The organism is Pseudomonas sp. FP1154 (genome assembly GCF_030687245.1).
In the GTDB taxonomy this organism is placed as follows: domain Bacteria; phylum Pseudomonadota; class Gammaproteobacteria; order Pseudomonadales; family Pseudomonadaceae; genus Aquipseudomonas; species Aquipseudomonas rhizophila.
In genome coordinates this window covers 2,190,881-2,211,520 of sequence record NZ_CP117465.1, presented here as the reverse complement: position 1 = coordinate 2,211,520, position 20,640 = coordinate 2,190,881, and the positions used below count along the sequence as shown (strand labels likewise).

General features: G+C 60.1%; 14 protein-coding genes and 3 pseudogenes. 9 read left to right on the top strand and 8 right to left on the bottom strand.

Annotation, left to right across the window (positions count from 1 at the left end):
* Positions 1 to 101 precede the first annotated feature (101 nt).
* Entirely contained in the window at positions 102 to 1,052 is a 951-nt protein-coding gene (locus PSH91_RS10100) for a GlxA family transcriptional regulator (protein ID WP_047229361.1), read from the bottom strand.
* Between the two features lie 320 nt (positions 1,053 to 1,372).
* On the opposite strand from PSH91_RS10100, the gene PSH91_RS10095 reads away from it, so the two are divergent.
* The gene (locus tag PSH91_RS10095) at positions 1,373 to 2,095 is read left to right on the top strand and encodes a pirin family protein (protein ID WP_047229360.1); all 723 of its coding nucleotides are present in this window, start codon (positions 1,373 to 1,375) and stop codon (positions 2,093 to 2,095) included.
* Between the two features lie 444 nt (positions 2,096 to 2,539).
* On the top strand, positions 2,540 to 2,941 hold the full coding sequence (locus PSH91_RS10090; RefSeq protein WP_160892953.1) for a hypothetical protein: 402 nt from the start codon (positions 2,540 to 2,542) through the stop codon (positions 2,939 to 2,941).
* Between the two features lie 19 nt (positions 2,942 to 2,960).
* Here the strand turns inward: PSH91_RS10090 and PSH91_RS10085 are convergent.
* Positions 2,961 to 4,008, bottom strand: a pseudogene (locus PSH91_RS10085) (GlxA family transcriptional regulator).
* Positions 4,009 to 4,287: 279 nt separating this feature from the next.
* Here PSH91_RS10085 and PSH91_RS26710 point away from each other — a divergent pair.
* Both PSH91_RS26710 and PSH91_RS26705 read left to right on the top strand, forming a co-directional pair.
* Positions 4,288 to 5,322, top strand: a pseudogene (locus tag PSH91_RS26710) (cache domain-containing protein); the annotation flags it as partial.
* A 54-nt stretch (positions 5,323 to 5,376) separates the two neighbouring features.
* A complete protein-coding gene (locus PSH91_RS26705) occupies positions 5,377 to 6,231 on the top strand; it encodes a methyl-accepting chemotaxis protein (protein WP_370695189.1) in 855 nt (284 codons plus the stop codon).
* Between the two features lie 134 nt (positions 6,232 to 6,365).
* Here PSH91_RS26705 and PSH91_RS10075 read toward each other — a convergent pair whose 3' ends face one another.
* Positions 6,366 to 7,268: a glycine betaine ABC transporter substrate-binding protein gene (locus PSH91_RS10075; RefSeq protein ID WP_076385501.1), complete on the bottom strand. Its 903-nt coding sequence runs from the start codon at positions 7,266 to 7,268 to the stop codon at positions 6,366 to 6,368.
* A gap of 359 nt (positions 7,269 to 7,627) precedes the next feature.
* On the opposite strand from PSH91_RS10075, the gene PSH91_RS10070 reads away from it, so the two are divergent.
* A complete protein-coding gene (locus PSH91_RS10070) occupies positions 7,628 to 9,664 on the top strand; it encodes an NADH:flavin oxidoreductase (protein ID WP_305468086.1) in 2,037 nt (678 codons plus the stop codon).
* Between the two features lie 277 nt (positions 9,665 to 9,941).
* Here the strand turns inward: PSH91_RS10070 and PSH91_RS10065 are convergent, their stop codons facing one another.
* Together PSH91_RS10065 and PSH91_RS10060 are read right to left on the bottom strand one after the other, a co-directional pair.
* Positions 9,942 to 10,727, bottom strand: coding sequence for a pyrroline-5-carboxylate reductase (locus PSH91_RS10065; RefSeq protein WP_305468084.1), 786 nt, complete (start codon positions 10,725 to 10,727; stop codon positions 9,942 to 9,944).
* Positions 10,717 to 11,421: a TetR/AcrR family transcriptional regulator gene (locus PSH91_RS10060; RefSeq protein WP_305468082.1), complete on the bottom strand. Its 705-nt coding sequence runs from the start codon at positions 11,419 to 11,421 to the stop codon at positions 10,717 to 10,719. Before PSH91_RS10060 ends, PSH91_RS10065 begins: the two co-directional genes overlap by 11 nt.
* Positions 11,422 to 11,572: 151 nt before the next feature.
* Here PSH91_RS10060 and PSH91_RS10055 point away from each other — a divergent pair.
* Positions 11,573 to 11,761, top strand: a pseudogene (locus PSH91_RS10055) (helix-turn-helix domain-containing protein); the annotation flags it as partial.
* A gap of 167 nt (positions 11,762 to 11,928) precedes the next feature.
* Positions 11,929 to 12,600 carry a bifunctional 2-polyprenyl-6-hydroxyphenol methylase/3-demethylubiquinol 3-O-methyltransferase UbiG gene (locus PSH91_RS10050; protein ID WP_305468080.1) on the top strand — a complete coding sequence of 224 codons (672 nt, stop codon included), beginning with the start codon at positions 11,929 to 11,931 and terminating at the stop codon, positions 12,598 to 12,600.
* Between the two features lie 52 nt (positions 12,601 to 12,652).
* On the opposite strand, the gene PSH91_RS10045 is transcribed toward PSH91_RS10050, so the two are convergent.
* The 3 genes from PSH91_RS10045 to PSH91_RS10035 are packed head-to-tail and all read right to left on the bottom strand — an operon-like array spanning position 12,653 to position 18,389.
* A complete protein-coding gene (locus tag PSH91_RS10045) occupies positions 12,653 to 14,050 on the bottom strand; it encodes an efflux transporter outer membrane subunit (RefSeq protein ID WP_305468078.1) in 1,398 nt (465 codons plus the stop codon).
* Positions 14,047 to 17,193 (bottom strand): efflux RND transporter permease subunit, encoded by a 3,147-nt coding sequence (locus tag PSH91_RS10040; RefSeq protein WP_305468077.1) that lies wholly within the window; start codon positions 17,191 to 17,193, stop codon positions 14,047 to 14,049. Before PSH91_RS10040 ends, PSH91_RS10045 begins: the two co-directional genes overlap by 4 nt.
* A gap of 2 nt (positions 17,194 to 17,195) precedes the next feature.
* Positions 17,196 to 18,389, bottom strand: coding sequence for an efflux RND transporter periplasmic adaptor subunit (locus PSH91_RS10035; protein ID WP_305468075.1), 1,194 nt, complete (start codon positions 18,387 to 18,389; stop codon positions 17,196 to 17,198).
* 112 nt (positions 18,390 to 18,501) lie between these two features.
* On the opposite strand from PSH91_RS10035, the gene baeS reads away from it, so the two are divergent.
* Positions 18,502 to 19,920 (top strand): sensor histidine kinase efflux regulator BaeS, encoded by a 1,419-nt coding sequence (gene baeS / locus PSH91_RS10030; protein ID WP_305468073.1) that lies wholly within the window; start codon positions 18,502 to 18,504, stop codon positions 19,918 to 19,920.
* 3 nt (positions 19,921 to 19,923) lie between these two features.
* On the top strand, positions 19,924 to 20,607 hold the full coding sequence (locus tag PSH91_RS10025; protein WP_305468071.1) for a response regulator: 684 nt from the start codon (positions 19,924 to 19,926) through the stop codon (positions 20,605 to 20,607).
* Positions 20,608 to 20,640: the final 33 nt, after the last annotated feature.

The window sequence follows — 20,640 nt, the reverse complement described above, 5'->3', positions numbered from 1 at the left end:
TCCAGAGGGTTCGCGGTTATCTTGGCAGCCATCGCCCAGAGGACAATGCTGGCACAGGGCGCATCACGGACATTGCGGTGCCCTGGACGGACACCGACGGCTCAACTGAACTGCTGGCGGTATTGCACGGGGGTCAGGCCAAGCTTTTCGCTGAACAGCGAGCGCATGTGCCGCACACTGCCGAAGCCGCTGCGAAACGCCACGGTCTTGAGGGGCAAATCCGTGGATTCCAGCAACTGGCGGGCGCGGTCGATGCGCGCACCTTGCAGGAACTCCATGGGCGTCATCTTCACTTCGCGAACGAACATCCGGGCGAAATGGCGCGAACTCATGGCAGCGATCGCGGCCATGCGTTCGATGGTGAACGGTTCCTCCAGGTGCTCCATCACATGATGCTGCACCCGGGTAATAGCAGACTCTTGAGCCGCCACCGCCGCCACCAGCGGGCTGAACTGCGCCTGGCCGCCCTGGCGCTTCATCACCACCAGCAACACCTTGGCCACATCCAGCGCGACTTTACGACCGTGGTCCTGAGCGACGATGGACAGCGCCAGGTCGATACCGGCGGTCACACCACCGGAGGTAAACAAACGTCGATCCTGCAGGAAGATTTTGTCGGTCTCCACCCGTGCCTTGGGGAAACGCTGGATCAGGCGTTCGGTGTAGTGCCAATGGGTGGTGACGCGATAGCCGTCAAGCAGCCCCGCCTCTCCCAGCACAAATACGCCGGTGCAAATGGAGCCGTAGCGCGTGGCCCGCGGCGCTGCCGCGCGCAACCAGGTGTGCAATCCCGGATGCTGGTCGTTATAGGCGCCCGGGCCACCCGGCACCAGCAACACGTCATAGGCCGCCCAAGCCTGGTCGATGTGGATATCGGCCTGTACCGCCACGCCATTGGACGCTCGCAACGCGCCGCGCTCGGTTCCCAGGGTCAGCAATTGATAACGAAGATCGGGTTCAAGGTAACGATTGGCGATGGAAAACACTTCAAGAGGCCCGGCCATGTCGAGCAATAAAAAATCCGGGAACAGCACCATTGCAACGGTTTTCATCGAAAATACGCCAAAATATTCAGGACCTGCAGATGCCACTTGTGGGAGCGAGCCAGCTCACGATAGCGCACTGGCAACCAACAAAGGGCCAAGCTGAAGCGGCTCTACGCACACAGGTTCGCTCCCACAGGGTTGTGTAGCCTGCAAAACCAACATTATGTCGAAGCCACGTGCCTGCGGGTAGGCACTGCTTATTGTCCACTTAGAACGGACAGTATTTCGTTTCCCACCTGCTTATTGAACAATTCAATAACCATTAACCTTCTTCTGAACCTGGCGAACGCCCAACGCCGCCGCCCATACACATCAGGAGAGCTACCATGCTGACCCTTCGCAAAGCTTCAGACCGCGGCATAGCCCGCCACGGCTGGCTGACCTCGTTCCATACCTTTTCCTTTGCCAGCTACCGCAACGTCAATGAACAAGGCTTCTCCGACCTGCTGGTCATCAACGACGACCGGGTCGCAGCGGCCAAGGGCTTCGGCCAGCATCCTCATCGGGACATGGAGATTTTTTCCTATGTACTTGAAGGCGCGCTGGAGCATAAGGACACCTTGGGTACCGGCTCCGTCATTCGCCCCGGTGATGTGCAACTGATGAGCGCCGGCAGCGGCGTGGCCCATAGCGAGTTCAACCACAGCGCCGAGGAGCTGGTGCACTTCCTGCAGATCTGGATCGTGCCCAACGTCAGTGGCGCCACACCGCGCTATCAACAGGAGCACTTCAGCGCCGAACAGAAACGGGGTCGTCTGCAATTGATCATTTCCCCGGACGGCGCCAACGGCTCGCTCCAGGTGCGCCAGGACGCACGGGTCTATGCCGGGCTGTTCGACGGCAAGGAAAACGCTACCTTGACATTGGCGCCTGATCGTTATGCCTACGTGCATGTGGCCCGCGGCAGCATCGAGCTCAATGGGGTGCCGTTACAGGAAGGTGATGGCGTACGGGTGCGCGAGGAACAGCTGCTGACGTTGAGCAACGGTCAGGATGCCGAGGTCCTGGTGTTTGATCTGCGGCCACAGGAATTGCCGCAGATGCCATGAGGGCAGGTCCTGTTCGCGATAGCGGTTTCCCATCCAGCATTCTTGTTGAATGGAACACCTATATCGCGGGCAGGTTCTCCTTCCGCCGCTTCTCATTGCCCTCCGCCATACCAACCTCAGTAACTCCATTCATATAGGGCCGCAGGCTCAGTTTGAAATGTTTAATCAAAACATTGATGAGCCACATAACGATTAAACAAGTACCGAAGCGTTGCGACATATCATTTGGCCATCTTTCATGCTGCTCAGGGGTATATAGCGAAAGCATCTTTAGAAAATTAAACTGCATGAGCTGAGTGAAACAAATAGTGCGAAGCGACAGTTCTTTCCGACCGGTGGTGCACTGTCCTTATTAAAACTACAATATCGTCTTAACGTTACTGGCTATCGAAATGATTTCAATTGGCCATCAATTATCCTCACTCAGTTAATCATGGAAGAAGTATGAAAACGGTTATGTCTCTCGCTGTGCTTTCCGTTGCCTGCTACGCAACAGCAGACGTTCAAAAAATTCAATATGCCTACGACGATTCGAAGGCCGAATACTCCATCGTCTCGTTTACCGAGAGCGGTTCGACCCTCCAGGTTACCGTCCAAAGAGCGGGTCCCTACTTCACCAACTACACAAAACTGGCACTCGACTGCGTTGACCACAATGTTCGGCACATGGGCATGTACAACAGCCTCGAAAGGCTGGAAAAAGCTCAGTTCGACCCGATGCAGGAGCGCATCGTCGCAGGCTCGATCGCCGATGAAGTGCGCAAAGTACTTTGCCGCGGCACAAGCATGACCGCCTCACAGGCCGACGAAGTACCTGCCAAGGTAAAAGCTGACGATAAAATCTGATCTTAACGTCGCTAGCCTGCTATCCCCGAACGCCCTGTTTTCGCTCAAACGTCGAACGATAACTGCCGGGCGGAACGCCGAAGAAATCGCGAAAACGACGCTGAAAGTGCGGCGAGCTGACAAAGCCCGTCGCCACGGCGATTTCTGTGACGGATCGATTGGTCTGCTGGATAAGTTGGCGCGCACGGGTCAGGCGCAGTTCCAGGTAATAACGTGTCGGGGTTGCGCCGAGGAAACTGCAGAAGCGCCGTTCCAACTGCCGCTTGGAAATCTTCACGCATGCCGCCAGCTCATCGATGGTCAACGGCTCCTCGATGTTTTGCCACATCAACTCCAACGCCAGCTTGAGACTTTCTGGCAGCGTCGGATCGGTTTCGACGAAGACCGGCGGCAGATCCGACGCGTCGCCCGACTCATCATCACACCGCAGGATCTCCTCGATCGCCCCCACCAGTGCCTCGCCTCCCGTCTGGCGGATCAACTGAAGCATCATGCGCAGCGAGCTGTTGGCACCTGCGCAACTGACCCGCTGCCGGTCCACCACATAAGCGCGGCTGGAAACTTTCACATGGGGAAAAACCTCCGCCATCATGGCGCGACTTTCCGGGTGAACCGCGCACTCGAAACCATCGAGCAAACTGGCATCGGCGACGAAAAAAACGCCGTTCCACAACCCCGCCCAGTATTGCCCCGGACGCGGCGTTGGCGCGCAGCTTGCGTCGCAGCAGCGGCATGCCCTGCAACTTCACGCGAAAGCCACCGGCGACGATCAGGACGTCCTGGTTTTCCGGCAACTGCGCCAACTCGATATCGGCAGAGATGACGATCCCCAGGTCACTGGTCACCTGACTCCCCGAGGCCCCAACCGTCAGCACCTCATACAGAGGCCTGTCGCTCATCAGGTTGGCCGTCACCAGCGCATCCACCGCACCGGTAAAGGACATCATCGAGAAGTTGTCCATCAATACGAACGCGACACGAACCGGAGCCTGGTCAGCACCTGAGGATCCGAGCGGCCGGTAAGCCATATTCTTGTTTTTAAGTACGCTCTCGAATGCGCTTGGCATAGGGCCTCGTCAATACATGAAGGCATCAGGACTTGCATCACGCTCGCGCTTTAAGCAGCAGAGCAATTGGCACATCTTCCAGATTAACCACGACGGCTGCAATCGACTCGCGACACCGCAGGGTCATCGCCCCCTCCTCGACCTCAAGTACCGTCGATTCTGGTCGATATCGTGTAGGTACGCATGGGCGCTTCCCCCGTTCCAGAAACTCGCAACGCGCACCGCTACTGTTTCCTGTTTCCGCCGTTTCAACACCTATAAATATCCGCGGGAGAAGTCATGAATATCAAACAGAAGCTGACATGGGCGTTCGCGGCCATCGCCTGCCTGCCAGTTATCCTGGTGGCGGTGCTGGTCGTGTTGAACCTGCGCGACGCCGCACAAACCAACTTCCTGGACAGCAGCGGCCGTGAAATCCGCCAGATCGACAACGGCATGAAGCAGTTCTTCGATGGCATCAGCCAGAACGTCGAGTTCTTCGCCAAGGACCCACGGATTATCGCGGCCAAGGATCTGAAAAATTATTCCGGTGCCGACGCGGCACAAATTCCGCTGCCTGAGAACAACAAACAGCTGCTGGACATATTCGACAGATTCGCCAAAAGCCATCCGACCACCGCCTATCTTTCTCTGGGGCTGGCCGACGGCGGTTACGCCAGCTGGCCTGACGACCCCAAAATTTCCAATTACGACCCCCGCGTACGCCCCTGGTACAAGGCCGCCATAGCTTCGCCGGGCACCACCGTGCGCACAGACGCCTATTACTGGGCACCGGACGACGTGTCGCTGATCGGCATCGTCCATACGGTCTCCGACGCCGCCGGCAAGCTGGTGGGTGTGGTGGGCCTGGACGTGTCGCTCAAGCAACTGACCGAACTGGTCAAGAACATCAAGCTGGGCGACAGCGGTTACCTGATGCTGGTCGAAGCCAATGGCAACGTCCTGGTCGATCCCAGCGATGCCAAGCACAACTTCAAGCCCATGGCAGAAATTGGCCCCAACTATGCCGAACTGGCCAAAAGCGGTGATGGCGTGACTCAGATCGAGATCGATGGCGTGCCCTACATGGCCAACGTCGTCAGTTCCAAAGGCCTGGGCTGGCGCTTCATCGGTCTGATCAAACGCGACGAAGTCATGGCCGAAGCCGCGAGCCTGACCTGGTTGATCGCCATCATCGCCGCCGCGCTGGCAGTGGTGTTCGCCATCGTCGGCGCCAGTTTCGCCAGCGTGATCGTGCGACCGATTCGCGGTGTTGCCAATGGCCTGCAGGAAATCGCCGAAGGTGAAGGCGACCTCACCCGCAAGCTCTCGGTGCAAGGCAAGGACGAAACCGCCACTCTGGCCAGTTGGTTCAACCAGTTCCTGGGCATGATCGCCCAACTGGTGCAGCGCATCGGCAGCGCCTCCTCCGACCTGCAAAGCGCCGCCGCCGATACCAGCGAAGTGGCGCAAAACATGAACGAAGCCGCCGGACGTCAACGCCAGGCCGTTGAACTGGTAAGCACCGCGTTCAACGAAATGGTCGCCACCGCCAATGAGGTCGCCCGCTCTTGCAGCCAGGCGGCCTCCAGCGCGGACGAAGGTTATCGCGACGTGCACGACGGCCAGCATCACATCGGCGAAGCCACGGGCAGTGTGCTGAAATTGAGCGAGGATCTGCAAAAGTCGACCCAGACCATGCAGGCGCTGGAGCAGGACAGCAAGAACATCAACACCATCCTCGACACCATTCGCTCGATTGCCGAACAGACCAACCTGCTGGCCCTCAACGCCGCCATCGAGGCCGCGCGGGCCGGCGATCAAGGTCGTGGGTTCGCCGTGGTGGCCGATGAAGTCCGCGCCCTGGCCCGGCGTACCGCCGACTCCACCGGCGAGATCGACAGCCTGCTGGGCAACCTCGCGCGCCGGACCCAGGAAGTCACCCTGCAGATGCAAGGCAGTCTGCAGGGCTCCAAAACCAGCGTTGAACGCATCCAGCAGGCCCGCGACAGCTTCGACAAGATCCGTATCTCGGTGGACTCGATTCGCGACCAGAACACCCAGATCGCCACGGCGGCCGAGGAACAGCACCAGGTGGCCGAGGACATCAACCGGCACATCTCGCAAATCCATACCGATGCACAACTGGTGGAAGAATATGCCCACTCGGCGCAGACGGGCTCGGGGCGCTTGACGGATATTTCCGGGCAGCTCAAAGGATTGGTGGGGCGGTTCAAGTTCTAGTTGTAGAGCCTGAGACAGCCCCCCAAATGTGGGAGCGAGCCTGCTCGCGATGGCGGTGGCTCAGCTTGCATTGATGTTGAATGTGCTGACGCTATCGCGAGCAGGCTCGCTCCCACACTTGCTGTGTCACCGAGTCATTGCGGCCCTGTTGTCACCGATGCGGTTTGCCCGCCAAACATGGCCTCGAAGCGCGGTTTGTTGGCTGCGTAGTACTCGGCGACCACCTTGTCTGCCGAACTGTCCCGCGCCGCCGCCATCAATCTCTCAAGGTCAGCTTGAGGAATATTGAAGTGAGTGAAGAAGCGGGCGACGTCGGGATACTCCGCGCTAAAACCTTTGCGGGCCACCGCGTGAATCTGCTCTGCGCCCCCAAAAATCTTCTTGGGATCATCCAGATAGCGCAGCGACCATTTGGAGAACATCCAATGCGGGCTCCAGGCGTTGACCAAAGACCATTTGTCACGCTTGAGGTTACGATCCAACTCACTCAACATCCCGGATTCGGACGAAGCAACCATTTTGTAGCCATCGAGTTTGTATAGCTCAATGGCTTTTTCTGTCAGCTTGTATTGGCCGTTGCCCACTTCTGAAGTGAGGATTTTGCCGCCGAGCTTTTCCCGCACATCTGGTTTGTTGAGATCCTCGATGCTGGCGATCTCACTGGCGGCAATGGAAGTTGGCACCGCCATACCGATCCGACCTTCATACAACACGCCAAGGTCTTCGAGCTTGTCGCTGTACTTGTCATAGAAGGCTTTGTGAGTGCTCGGCAGCCAGACCATCGGGATCAGGTCGATATTACCGTTAGCCAGCGCCTGGAACTGAATGCCGATATCGGCCAGCACCAGTTTGACCGGTTGCTTGAGGTGGTCTTGCAGGGCGGTGCTTGCCAGCTTTACAGCGATTTCCGTATCCGACCAATTCACCCATCCAATGCGCACAGGCGCAGGCTCCTCGGCATGGGCAAGCAAGCTGCAAAAGACCATACACAGGCCTGCAAGCCAGCCGCTAAAAGTCTTACTGGATAACGTAACCATAGTGCCTCTCCGCGTTCTGTGTGAGTTGTTGTTGGCAGGACAGCAGAAGCAATCACCTTCACTCATGAGCGCAAAAGCGCCCTCATCTTCAGGCGGTTTTGATCTCTACGTTCACGTTGGGGTCAATGGCGCCGTTCACTGCGGCAGACATTTTCAGTGCCTCTAGCCCTCTTGAGCCCAAGCCTGGAGTCCCTCACCCCGAGCAAGCCAAATCACCTCGCTGCGAGCCGATCTTAATCCTGGCATTTTGACGGCGCAAGAAAAATGTACATCACCGTCTGAATCATTGACACACATGAACATCCAACTTACCGTTATGTCAAAACCACGCCTGACGTTCTGCTCCGGAGCGCAACACCATGTCCAGCGACCCCTTGCTGCAGCCTTACAAGATCAAACACCTGACACTCAGAAACCGGATCATGACCACCTCCCATGAGCCCGCTTACCCCGTCGATGGCATGCCGAAGGACCTGTACCGGGCGTATCACGTTGAACGGGCAAAGGCCGGCGTGGCGTTGACCATGACCGCAGGTTCCGCTGCCGTTTCCCGTGACAGCCCGCCGGTGTTCAACAACGTGCTGGCGTACAAGGATGAGGTGGTCAAATGGATGAAGGACCTGACCGACGAGTGCCATGAACATGGCGCCGCGGTGATGATTCAACTGACCCACCTGGGACGGCGTACACGCTGGGACAAGGCCGACTGGCTCCCGGTCGTATCGCCCTCTCATCGCCGCGAAGCGTCCCACCGGGCCTTTCCGAAGAAACTGGAAGACTGGGACATCGACCGGATCATTGAGGACTACGTGGATGCCGCCGAACGCATGAAGGCCGCAGGCCTTGATGGATTGGAGTTACAGGCGTACGGGCACCTCATGGATCAATTCTGGTCGCCGCTGACCAACGACCTCGACGGCCCCTACGGCGGCTCGCTGGAAAACCGCTTGCGCTTCACTTTTGATGTGCTGCGTGGCATCCGCCAGCGCTGCGGCGAGGACTTCCTGCTGGGAGTGCGCTACACCGGCGATGAAAACCTGCCGGGGGGCTTCGGTGCCAGCGACGGCATTCAGATATCTCACATGCTCAAGGACAGTGGGCTGGTCGATTTTCTCAACGTTGTACGCGGGCACATCGACACCGATGCCGGCCTCACCGACGTGATTCCAATCCAGGGCATGCGCAACTCGCCACACCTGGATTTTGCCGGCGAGATCCGCTCGGCCACCGGTTTCCCGACGTTCCATGCGGCCAAGATCCCGGACGTGGCCACGGCACGGCACGCCATCGCCTCGGGCAAGGTGGACATGATCGGCATGACGCGGGCGCACATGACCGATCCACACATCGTGCGCAAAATTATCGAAAAACGCGAAGAAGACATCCGCCCCTGCGTCGGCGCCAACTACTGCCTGGACCGCATCTACCAGGGTGGCGCCGCGTATTGCATCCACAACGCCGCCACCGGGCGCGAAACCACCATGCCCCACGAGATCCCCAAGGCACCCACCAAGCGCAAGGTGGTGGTGATCGGTACCGGCCCGGCGGGCCTGGAGGCAGCGCGGGTCGCCGGCGAGCGCGGCCACGACGTCACGGTGTTCGAGGTGGCTGACCAACCCGGCGGCCAGATCCGCTTGACCGCGCAGAGCGAACGGCGTCGCGAGATGATCAGCATCATCGATTGGCGCATGGCGCAATGCGAACGCTTGGGCGTGAAGTTCCATTTCAACACTTGGGCCGAAACCGAGACCGTCATCGCCGAGGAACCGGACGTGGTGATCGTCGCCACAGGCGGCTTGCCGCACACCGAGGTGCTCAAGCAGGGCAATGAACTGGTGGTGTCGACCTGGGACATCATTTCCGGCGACGTCAAGCCTGGCAAGAACGTGCTGATCTTCGACGACGCCGGCGACCACGCGGCGCTACAGGCTGCCGAAATCATCGCCAACAGCGGCGCACAACTGGAGATCGTCACGCCGGACCGGTCGTTTGCGCCGGAGGTGATGGCGATGAACCTGGTGCCTTACATGCGCAGCCTGCAGGACCTGAACGTCACCTTCACGGTCACCTATCGCGTCGACTCCGTAGAGACGCGCGACGGTCAGCTGGTGGCCAGCTTCGGCAGCGATTATGGCCAGGTGCACAAGCAGCGCGTGGTCGATCAGGTGGTGATCAACCACGGCACCCTGCCCCTGGACGATCTGTACTTCGACCTGCGCCCGCATTCGAGCAACAACGGCGCGGTGGAGCAGCACAATCTGATCGCCGGGAAAACCCAGAATATCGTGACCAACCCTGAAGGCCGTTTCCAGCTGTTCCGGATCGGCGACGCGGTGTCGGCACGTAATACCCATGCCGCTATCTACGATGCACTGCGGCTGGTGAAAGACGTCTGAAGGTCATGCCCCTGACCCCATGAGTCAGGGGCAATTTTTGAGACTTAACATTGACTTTCACCCCGTGCGAGCCTGCTGGCGATAGCGGTGGTTCAGCTACATGGATGCCGGATGTGCTGTTGTCATCGCGAGCCGGCTCGCTCCCACAGGGGGTCTGTGTTGGACATGAATTTTAGATCGACTGAAGATTGAATGTGGGAGCGAGCCTGCTCGCGATACGGTGGTAACTGCTACCCCAATACACACACGAGCCCCGATCGCGCAGGGGCTGCTTTTTTCAGGCTTGAAGCCCCTGACGAGCAACCGCTGCACCTGCCTGCAACGCCCTGCCCACCTGCTCCTCGAAGTGCCCATCGATCATCGCTTGCAAGGCGGCAGCCGTCACCCCACGGTAGGCCACCAGGGCGTCGATCATGTGTTGGGCATCGTGACTGGCCAACAACTGGCTGCTGCTTACCACCACATTTTTCGCGGCACGTTGGGCGATATCGCAGGGAATGCCGGCAGCCATCGCCTGATTGGCCAGCGTCGTTATCAACAAGGCAGGGAAAGCCGGGCCCATACCCGAGAGCGCCGAGAGGTAATCGATGAAGTCCTCTTGCTGCACCTCTGCCGCCGTGCCTACACACTCGAACAAGCGCTGCACGAGGCTTTTCGTCGTTGCCGCTACCTCTGCAAAGCAATACCAAGGCGTAAAGGACTGCCCGATCTCCACCGCCGCATTGGGCATCGCCCGCACCACTGCCGCAGCCGAGGTCTGTGCAGCAATTGTCTGTGCGCCAATCCCAGCCATCAGAGAAATAACGGTTTTACCCGTCGCGTTGATGTTCAGGCTGGCGAAATGCTCGGGGCGAACGGCGATGATCACGACGTCGCTGCGATCCACCAGGCCCTGGTTGTCCGCGACCAGGCAAGCACCTTGCTGAGCCAACGGGTGGTTTCCCGAACGATTGGAAATGACCAGGTTCGCCGCCGGCAACAGTCCCTTCGCCAACACCGCCTTGGCAATCGACCCGCCCAGCCAGCCGGTCCCGCCAATGATCCCCACGGTCTCATTGATCATCGGCGCTGCCTTCGAAAGTGTCGGTCAAGGGAACAAAGATCCCAGGCTCCTTTTCGGCATAGCCGAACTTCCCATAGAAGCGATCCAGCTCGCGCTGCTTGGGGACTTTGCCGGTGAAAATACTCACGTAATGCGGAATGCGCTGGAAGCGCACAGTAATCAGCTCACTCGTATTCATGGTGATATAGCCGATCTGCGTCAGATAAATCGTTCGGGCCCGGGTATCAGCGCCTTGGCTGTCATAACCGAAGCGCTTGAACATGCTCGCCAGAGCATTCATCCGCTGCTCGTCTACGGCAGCGACCTCTTGGGCCACTTCAGCGGACTGTAGCGCCCAACTGCGCACGGCAAACTCGAACTGCGAGTCGAACAACTGCGGGTTGAGCCAGCACTCGAACACATTCAGGATCGCCTCGGAAATGCTTTCGGCATAACTTTCGCTTTGCCTGATCAAGCCCCCGGTATTGGTCTCCCGCCACCGAGACAACAAAGCCGCCAGCAACTGCTCGCGGTCCTCGAAGAACCAGTAGAAGCTGGTGCGTGACAAGCCCAGGCGCTTGGCCAGCGGCATGACCCGAACAGCATCGATGCCCGACTCCTTCAGAGCCTCGTAGGCCGCTTCCAGCCACCCCTCCGGCGACCCCCGCCAGCCTGCGTCTTGAGCCTTGCCACGTGCTTTCCCTACTTGGGACATCGTGCCTACCTTATTCAAATCATACGTAAAGAGAATGTACTCGGATGAACCCTGAATGTACACGTGAGTACATTTGATTGACTTTCTTCTACTCCGCCTTTGAGAGCGAGCGGCATTAGTGACGCCCCCACAGGCTGTTTACTTAGTATGCCTGGCCCGCTGCGCCGAAGACCTTCGCAGCCGGGAACATGCCCATCGCTCGCTCACCGAGATCGCCTACGCCTGGGGCTATGGCAGCAGTTCCCACTTCAGCCGGCACTTCAAGTCGACGTTCGGCATGTCGCCTCGACTGTTCCGGGAAACCGCGAGCGACAGCCGGGTGAAATCGACGGCGGCCTAAGTAGGCTTCTGCGCTCTAAAGCCTCCAGAAGAAAGGGGGAATGAAACCGCTGCCAACCAGGGCACCAAGGTTGACCGTTGGTCGAGAGCAAAATAGGGTAACAGGCCGTTCCCGACATCCTGACCTAGTATCAATCCAGGTTCGGCTGGACAACGCAGGAGATCGACATGTCCGCCTCCGAATCCAGCCTCCTCCAGAGCTGGCAGCACAACGCCCAATCCTGGATCGAAGCGATCCGCACCGGCACCCTCGAGAGCCGCGTCAACGTCACCGACCAAGCCATCCTGTTGGCGGTACTGAGCCGTCAACCCGAGCGTGTGCTCGATCTGGGTTGTGGCGAGGGCTGGTTGTTACGAGCCTTGGTCGAACGAGGCATCGAAGCGGTCGGTGTGGACGGCAATGCAACGCTGGTCGAGGCCGCGCGAGCCGCAGGCTCTTCGCCGGTGCATCTGGCAAGCTACGAGGCGCTGGCGCAGGCGACGGTGGACATCGGCTGCAACTACGACCTGATCTGCGCCAACTTCGCCCTGCTGCACCAGGACATCATCCCGCTGCTCAGCGCCATGAACGCCCTGCTCGCCCCCGGCGGCACCCTAGTGATCCAGACACTGCATCCGTGGGCCGCAGCGGCGGGCAACTATCAGGACGGTTGGCGGGAAGAAACCTTCGCCGGCTTCCAGGGACAATGGCAGCCCATGCCCTGGTACTTTCGTACCTTGTCCAGTTGGCTCAATGCACTGGATATGGCCGGCTATCGACTGGCCGGCCTGCAGGAGCCGCAGCACCCGCAAAGCTCGGCGCCGCAGTCGTTGCTACTGCTGGCCGAGCCGCAAGGTTGAACGCCGCAGTGAACATGCTCTTCAGGGGCGCTCAACGCCTCTGAATGTCGGCTCAATTCCAGCCGCCCCCCATTACCTTGTACAGCGTCACACGGTTGCTCTGTTCGGTCAGGCGCAGGCTGATCAGGTCCTGCTGCGCGCTGTACAGCGAGCGCTGGGCATCCAGGGCTTCGAGATAGCTCTGGGATCCACCTCGGTATAAGGCGTCGGACAGTTCGAAGCTCTTGCGGCTGGCGTCGGTCAACGCCTGCTGGGCCTCGATGCGTCGGTCCAGGGTGCTGCGCACCGCCAGGGCATCGGCCACTTCCTTGAACGCGCTTTGCAACGTCTGCTGGTAGGTCTGCACCTGAATCTCACGCTCGGTCTTGGCGGCATCCAGCGTTGCACGGTTGCTGCCACCGTCGAAGATCGGCAGGCTGACGCTCGGAGCAAACGACCAGGCGCCACTGCCGGACTTGAACAGGCTGGACAAGGCCGAACTGGAAGAACCGGCACTGGCCGTCAGGCTGATGCTCGGGAAGAACGCCGCACGGGCTGCGCCGATGTCGATATTGGCCGACTTGAGGGTGTGTTCGGCGGCCAATACATCCGGACGCCGTTGCAGCAGGCTGGAAGGCAGCTCGGCCGGTACCTGGACCAGCGCCGCAGCCGATTCCAGGGTCGAGCCCGGCAGCAGTTCTTCGGGTACATCACTGCCCACCAGCAAACGCAGGGCATTGCGGTCCTGGAGAGTCTGGCTTTCATACTCCGCCACGTCAGCTCGGGCCGACTCCACGGTGGTTTGCGCCTGGGCCACGGACAGACCGGAGGAGCCACCCAGTGCGTGGCTGCGACGGGTCAACTCATAGGTCGCCTGCTGGCTGCGCAAGGTCTCCTGGGCCAATTGCAAACGCTCGTTGTCCGCCGCCAGGGTCAACCAGGCCGTGGCCACTTCGGCCACCAGGCTGATCTGCGTGCTGCGCCGGGTTTCGGTCAGGGCCAGATAGTCTTCCAGCGCCTCGTCCTGGAGATTTTGCATGCGCCCGAATACGTCCAGCTCATAGCTGCTCAGCCCCAGCTGCGCGCTGTAGTCATGGCTGGTGGTCACCGAGCCGCTGTTGGACAATGAGCCGGGCGTACGACTGTGGGTGCCGCTGACGCTGGCATCGACCGACGGCAAAGACTCTGCGCGCTGGATGCGGTATTGGGCCTGGGCCTTTTCGACGTTCAGTGCGGCCAGGCGCAGGTCGCGGTTGTTGGTCAGGGCCAGGGATTGCAGGCGCGCCAGACGGCTGTCAGTGAAAAAGTGTTGCCATTGAATATCGGCGGCCACCTCTCCCTTGGGCGTACCGGTGCCGGGCAGCCATTGCTCGGAGACCGGTGCCTCGGGACGTTCATACAGTGGTGCCAGATTGATGCAGCCACCGAGCAGTGAAAGTAAGGCCAGCAATGGCCAGCGGAACTTGATCATTCGTCACCTGCCTGGGTGGTTGGTACAGCAGTCGAAACCGTGGAGACGCGGGAAAAACGCCGACGAATCTGCACGAAGAACAAGGGTACGAAGAAGATCCCCAGCACCGTCGCGGTGAACATGCCGCCCAGCACGCCGGTACCGATTGCCTGGCGTCCGGCGGAACCGGCGCCGCTACTCAGCGCCAGCGGCAATACACCAAACATGAAGGCCAGGGACGTCATGAGAATCGGCCGCAGGCGTTGGCGCACGGCGATCAGCGTCGCCTCTCGCAAGCTGTTGCCCTGCTCTTGCAGGTGCTTGGCGAACTCGACGATCAGAATCGCGTTCTTGGCCGCCAACCCCACGGTGGTCAATAGCCCTACCTGGAAGTACACGTCGTTGCTCAAACCACTGACACGAGTGGCCAGCACCGCGCCCACCACCCCCAGCGGCACCACCAGCATCACCGAGAAAGGCACTGACCAGCTCTCATAGAGTGCAGCGAGGCAGAGGAAGACGAACAACACCGATATCGCGTACAGCAACGGCGCCTGCGAACCGGAAAGGCGCAGTTGATAGGACTGTCCGGTCCACTCATAGCCGATGCCCTCAGGTAACTGTTTGACGATAGCTTCCACCGCATCCATGGCGTCCCCGGTACTGACCCCGGGTGCCGGGTCGCCAACCACTTCCAGCGAAGCGTTGCCGTTGTAGCGCTCCAACAACGGTGACCCGTAGCTCCACGAACTGCTGGCGAATGAGGAAAAAGGCACCATCTCGTCGTTGCTGTTGCGCACGAACCAATGTTCCAGGTCGGCCTCCTGCATCCGCGATGCGGCCTCGCCCTGGACGTAGACCTTCTTCACCCGGCCCTGATTGAGGAAGTCATTGACATAGGTGCCCCCCAGGGCCGTGGACAAGGTGGTGTTGATGTCACTGGTGCTCAGGCTCAAGGCCCCGGCCTTGCGATCATCTATGCTGACCTTGAGCTGCGGGGTGTCGTCCAGGCCGTTGCTGCGCACTCCCAGCAAACGCGCGTCTTTGTTCGCCAGCTCGATGAATTGCTCCCGCGCGGCGACCAGAGCGTCATGCCCCAGTCCACCGAGGTCCTTGAGTTGCAGGTCGAAGCCGGATGTCTGCCCCAGCCCGCGCACGGCCGGCGGTTGCATGACGAACACATTGGCATCACCAATGCTCGACAGCGCCATGGTTGCGCGCTGAGCGATGGACGCGGCATCCTGCCCTGCCCCTGTGCGCTCGCTCCAGTCCTTGAGCCGGATAAACGCGCGGGCGCTGTTCTGGCTGTTGCCGTTCATGCCCAGGCCGGAAATGCTGATCAGCGCTTCGACTTCCGGTTGTTCGAGCAGGTAGCTTTCGAATTGCTTGACCACCGCTTGGGTGCGGCTGTCCGTGGCTCCCACCGGCAATTGCACCTGAGCCATGAGAATGCCCTGGTCTTCATCAGGCAAGAATGACGTGGGCAGGCTCAGATAACCGACCGCCATCACCAGCACCACCAGCGCATACACCAGCCAACTGACGCGGCCACGCTGCAAAATAGCGTCCACCCGGCCTTTATAGACCTGGGCAGCGCGCTCGAACGTGCGGTTGAACCAGCCGAAGAATCCGCCTTGAGCGCCATGTCCCTTGCCATCGGACGGCTTGAGCAGGGTCGCGCACAATGCCGGCGTCAGCGTCATCGCTACCAGCACCGAGAGCACCATGGCCGAGACGATGGTGACCGAAAACTGCCGGTAGATGATCCCGGTGGAGCCGCCGAAAAACGCCATGGGAATGAATACCGCACTGAGGACCAGGGTGATGCCGATCAGAGCGCTGGTGATTTCATCCATCGACTCGCGCGTGGCGTCCAGGGCCGACAGCCCGCGCTCAGCCATTACCCGCTCGACGTTCTCTACCACCACAATCGCGTCATCCACCAACAGGCCGATGGCCAGGACCATGGCGAACATGGTCAGGGTGTTGATTGAATAGCCGAACAGGGCCAGCACACCGAACGTACCCAGCAGCACCACCGGTACTGTGATCGCCGGGATCAGCGTGGCCCGCAGGTTCTGCAAGAAAAGGAACATGATCAGCACGACCAGGACAATGGCCTCGCCCAAGGACTTGACCACCTCTTCGATGGACAGGCTGACAAAGGGCGTGGTGTCGTAGGCGATAACGTTCTTAAGCTGCATTTCCGTGGGATAGAACGGCTCCAGCTCCTGAAGCTTGGCCTTCACCGCCTCGCCCACATTCAGGGCGTTGGCCCCGGCGGCGAGCTGCACACCCATGGCAGCAGCGGGTTTACCGTTAAGGGCGGAGGTTACGTCGTAGCTTTCACTGCCTAACTCAACCCGTGCCACATCCCCAAGCAATACCACCGCACCGTCACTGGTGGACTTGACCACGACATTGCGAAACTCTTCAACGGTTTGCAGCTTGCTGCGGGCGCTGATGGTGGCGTTCAACTGCTGGCCCTTCACCGCCGGCATGGCGCCGAGCTGACCGGCGGAGACCTCAGTGTTCTGCGCTTCCAGGGCAGAGCTGATGTCCGACGGCATCAGCGCGTATTTTTGCAACAGCGCCGGATCCAGCCAGATGCGCATGGCATAGCCCGAGCCCAATGTCTGCACATCGCCGACGCCGTCAATACGGCTGATGGAATCGAGCAAGGTGCTGGAAATGTAGTCGCCAATCTGGGTGCCGGTGACGCTCGGATTGTCGGACGCCAGAGCGGCAATCATCAGGAAGTCCGAGCCGCCCTTGGTCACGGTCAGGCCCTCGCTTTGCACCGACTGCGGCAGCCTCGACTCGGCCTGTTGCAGCTTGTTCTGCACCTGCATCTGCGCCACGTCCGGGTTCGTGCCGGCGGTGAACGTCAGGCTGATGCTGGCACTGCCGTCCGAACTGCTGGAGGCCGACATATAGGTCAGGTTATCCAGGCCTTTCATCTGTTGTTCGATGACCTGGGTCACCGAGTCTTCCACGGTCTTGGCCGAGGCGCCGGTGTAGGTGGCGGAGATACGCACTGTCGGTGGCGCGATGTCCGGGTACTGCTCCAGGGGCAACTGACTGATGGACAAAGCGCCCGCAAGCATGATGACGATGGCAATAACCCAGGCAAAAATCGGCCGATCGATGAAAAAACGCGCCATGCTCAGCCCTCCTGCGCAATGGCGACTGGCGCCGATTTCAGCGTGCGACTGCGCGTGCCGGGGTTCTGCGCCACGACTGCTTCACCAACCCGGACTTTCTGCCCGCCCTCGACAATCACCTGGTCACCGGCATTGAGGCCGGTCTTGACCCACCACTGGTTGCCCACGGCACGGTCGATGGTCAAGACGCGCTGCTCGACCTTGCCATTGACCACCAACAAGACCGTGGTCACCCCGCTGGCGCTGCGGGTTACGGCCTGTTGCGGAATCAAAATCGCTTGGTCGTCGCGAGCCTGCTCCAGCACCGCCCGCACGTACATGCCCGGTAGCAACAGCCGGTCCGGGTTGGCGATTTGCGCCCGCAAAGTCACCGTCCCAGTGCCCTCGTTCACACTCACGCCGCTGAACTTCAAGCGACCTTCATGGGCATAGGTGCTGCCGTCATCAAGCTTGAGGCTGATTCGCGCCTCGCCTTCGCCGTTGCTTTGCAGCACACCGCTGGCCAGGTCGCGCTTGAGGCGCAACAACTCGGTGGTCGACTGGGTGACGTCAACGTAGAGCGGGTCCAGTTGCTGCACCGTGGTTAACGCGCTCTCTTGATTGGCGACCACCAGCGCGCCCGGCGTGACCGTTGAGGTTTCTATGCGCCCACTAACAGGAGAACTGATACGGGTGTACGCCAGGTTGATCCGCGCAGTCTCCACGCCGGCCTGGGCCACTTGCAGTTCGGCTTCGGCGGTCAGCAGGCTGGCCTGAGCGTCCTCGTTGTCTTGCTGGCTAATGGCATCGATCTTGGCCAACTGTGCGTCACGCTTGGCCGTGGCCTGGGCCGACTTCAAGGTGGCACGGGCCTTGGCGAGGTTCGCCTGTGCCTCGGCCAAAGCGGCCTTGTAAGAGGAAGCATCCAGTTGGTACAGCGCCTGTCCGGCCTTGACCTCGGCTCCTTCGACAAACAGTCGTTGCTGGACGATACCACCGACCTGCGGGCGAATCTCGGCGACCATGAACGCCTGGGTGCGCCCGGCCAGTTCTGTGGTCAGCGCCTGGCTTTGCGGCTGCACAGTGATCACGGACACCTTGGGCGGTTCGACAACCGGTGCCGATTCACCGGAGCAACCGCCCAACAGAAACAGAACGATCAGGAACACCAGCACGGCGCTGGTCACCAGGGATTTGGCGAATAATTTGGTCGACATAAATGCCTCTGCAAGACGGATGGTTCAAGCCAGGCGCCATACTGCGAGGCAAATGTGCAGGAAAATTGAAGATTGCCCGCCGCCCTTGAATCTTCCTCACACCAGGGCCTAAATGGACGGGCCATTCACCGACCTGCCCGAGCCCATGAAACTGAGCATCTCCACCAAGCTGTTTATCGCAGTGCTGGCCAGCGTACTGTTCGTCATCCTGAGCATGGGGGTGGCCAACGGCTGGAGCTTTGGCAAAGGCTTTCTCGACTATCTCAACGAACAGGCTCTGTTGCGCATGTCGCCGGTGCTGCCGCGTCTGGCCAACGCCTACGAGCGCGAGGGCGACTGGGAGTTTCTGCGCAATCAACCGGATCGCTGGTTCGAACTACTGCGCCCCGAACCTGGGGAAAACGACAGCGACCCGCAACGGCCCCCCATGCCCATGTCCGACCTGACCGGTGCGGTGTTTCGCATTGCCCTGCTGGACGTGCAAAAGCAATTGGTCATGGGCTACTCGGCAATTGCCGACGACGCCTTGATGCGCCCGGTCCAGGTCGCTGGGAAAACCGTTGGCTGGCTGGCGGTGACGCCGTTTCAGAACGTGACCGAAGCCGGAGGCGAACGCTTCCGTCTGTATCTGATACGCACCAGCCTGGCCGTAGGGGTGTTCTCTTTGCTGTTGGCGATGCTGATCGCCTGGTGGATCGCCCGCACCCTGCTTGATCCGGTCAAGCGCGTGGCCGCTGCTACGCATCGCCTGGCCGCCGGTGAATACAGCAACCGAGTCACTGTGTCTTCCAATGACGAAGTCGGTCAGTTGGCCCGGGACTTCAATCAATTGGCGTATACCCTGGAGCGCAATGAAAAAATGCGTCGGGAGTTCATGGCCGATGTCTCCCATGAGCTGCGAACCCCCCTGTCGGTACTGCGCGGCGAACTGGAAGCCATTGAGGACGGCGTGCGCACACTTGATCAGTCTTCGATGAAATCGCTGCAAGGCGAAGTCGGCATGCTCAGCAAACTGGTGGACGATCTGTATGAACTGTCCCTGGCCGATGTGGGCGCGTTGACTTACCGCAAGAGCAAATGCGATCTCAACGAGCTGCTGGACGGTTGCGTGGCGATGTTCCAGGAGCGTTGCAATGCTCGGCACCTGGGTTTGGAGCTGGAGCTGCCGATAACGCCGCTACAGGTTGAAGCCGACCCCAAACGCCTGCAGCAACTGTTCGGCAATCTGCTGGAAAACGCACTGCGCTATACCGATGAAGGTGGTGTCCTGCGCATTTGTGCCGCCAGCGAGGACGACGTCGTGCGCATCGATTTTCTCGACTCCGGCCCCGGGGTCGATGCGGATCAATTGCCGCGGCTGTTCGAGCGTTTCTACCGCGGCGAATCCTCACGCAATCGCGCCAGTGGTGGCGCCGGCCTGGGGCTGGCCATCTGTCACAGTATCGCCCTGGCCCACGGTGGCAGCCTCAGTGCCGAACACTCGCCCCTGGGCGGCCTTTGGCTGACCCTGCGCCTGCCACGGAACGCCTGAACCATGGTCAACGACAGTCCGATCCTCATCGTCGAAGACGAACCCAAACTGGCCGCGTTGATACGCGACTACCTGATCGCCGCCAGCTACACGACCCAGTGCCTGGACAACGGGCTTGAGGTGGTACCGGCGGTACGTGCCAACGAGCCGCGATTGATCCTGCTCGACTTGATGTTGCCAGGACGCGACGGTTTGCAAGTGTGCAAGGACCTGCGCAGTTTCAGCGCCGTGCCGATCATCATGATCACCGCTCGCGTCGAGGAGGTAGACCGTTTGCTCGGGCTGGACCTGGGGGCCGATGACTACATCTGCAAACCCTTCAGCCCCCGCGAAGTGGTGGCCAGGGTCAAGGCCATCCTGCGGCGCAGCCCACAACTTCTTACCTCTGCGCCGCCGCGTCTGCTGATTGACGAAGAACAGTACCTGGCGTCTCTCGACGGTATTGCGCTGGACCTGACGCCTTTGGAGCTACGCCTGCTCAGCACCCTCGCCCGCGCGCCGGGGCGGGTATTTTCCCGCGATCAATTGCTGGACAGAATCTACTCCGATCACCGGGTGGTCACCGATCGCACCGTCGACAGCCACATCCGTAATCTGCGACGCAAACTCGAGCAGGCATGCCCAGGTGAACAGCCGATCGAATCGTTGTATGGAGTGGGTTATCGGTTTCAGCTTGCCGACGCCTGAGGGTCTTTTCGCGCTGATGCTGGCTGCGACAGC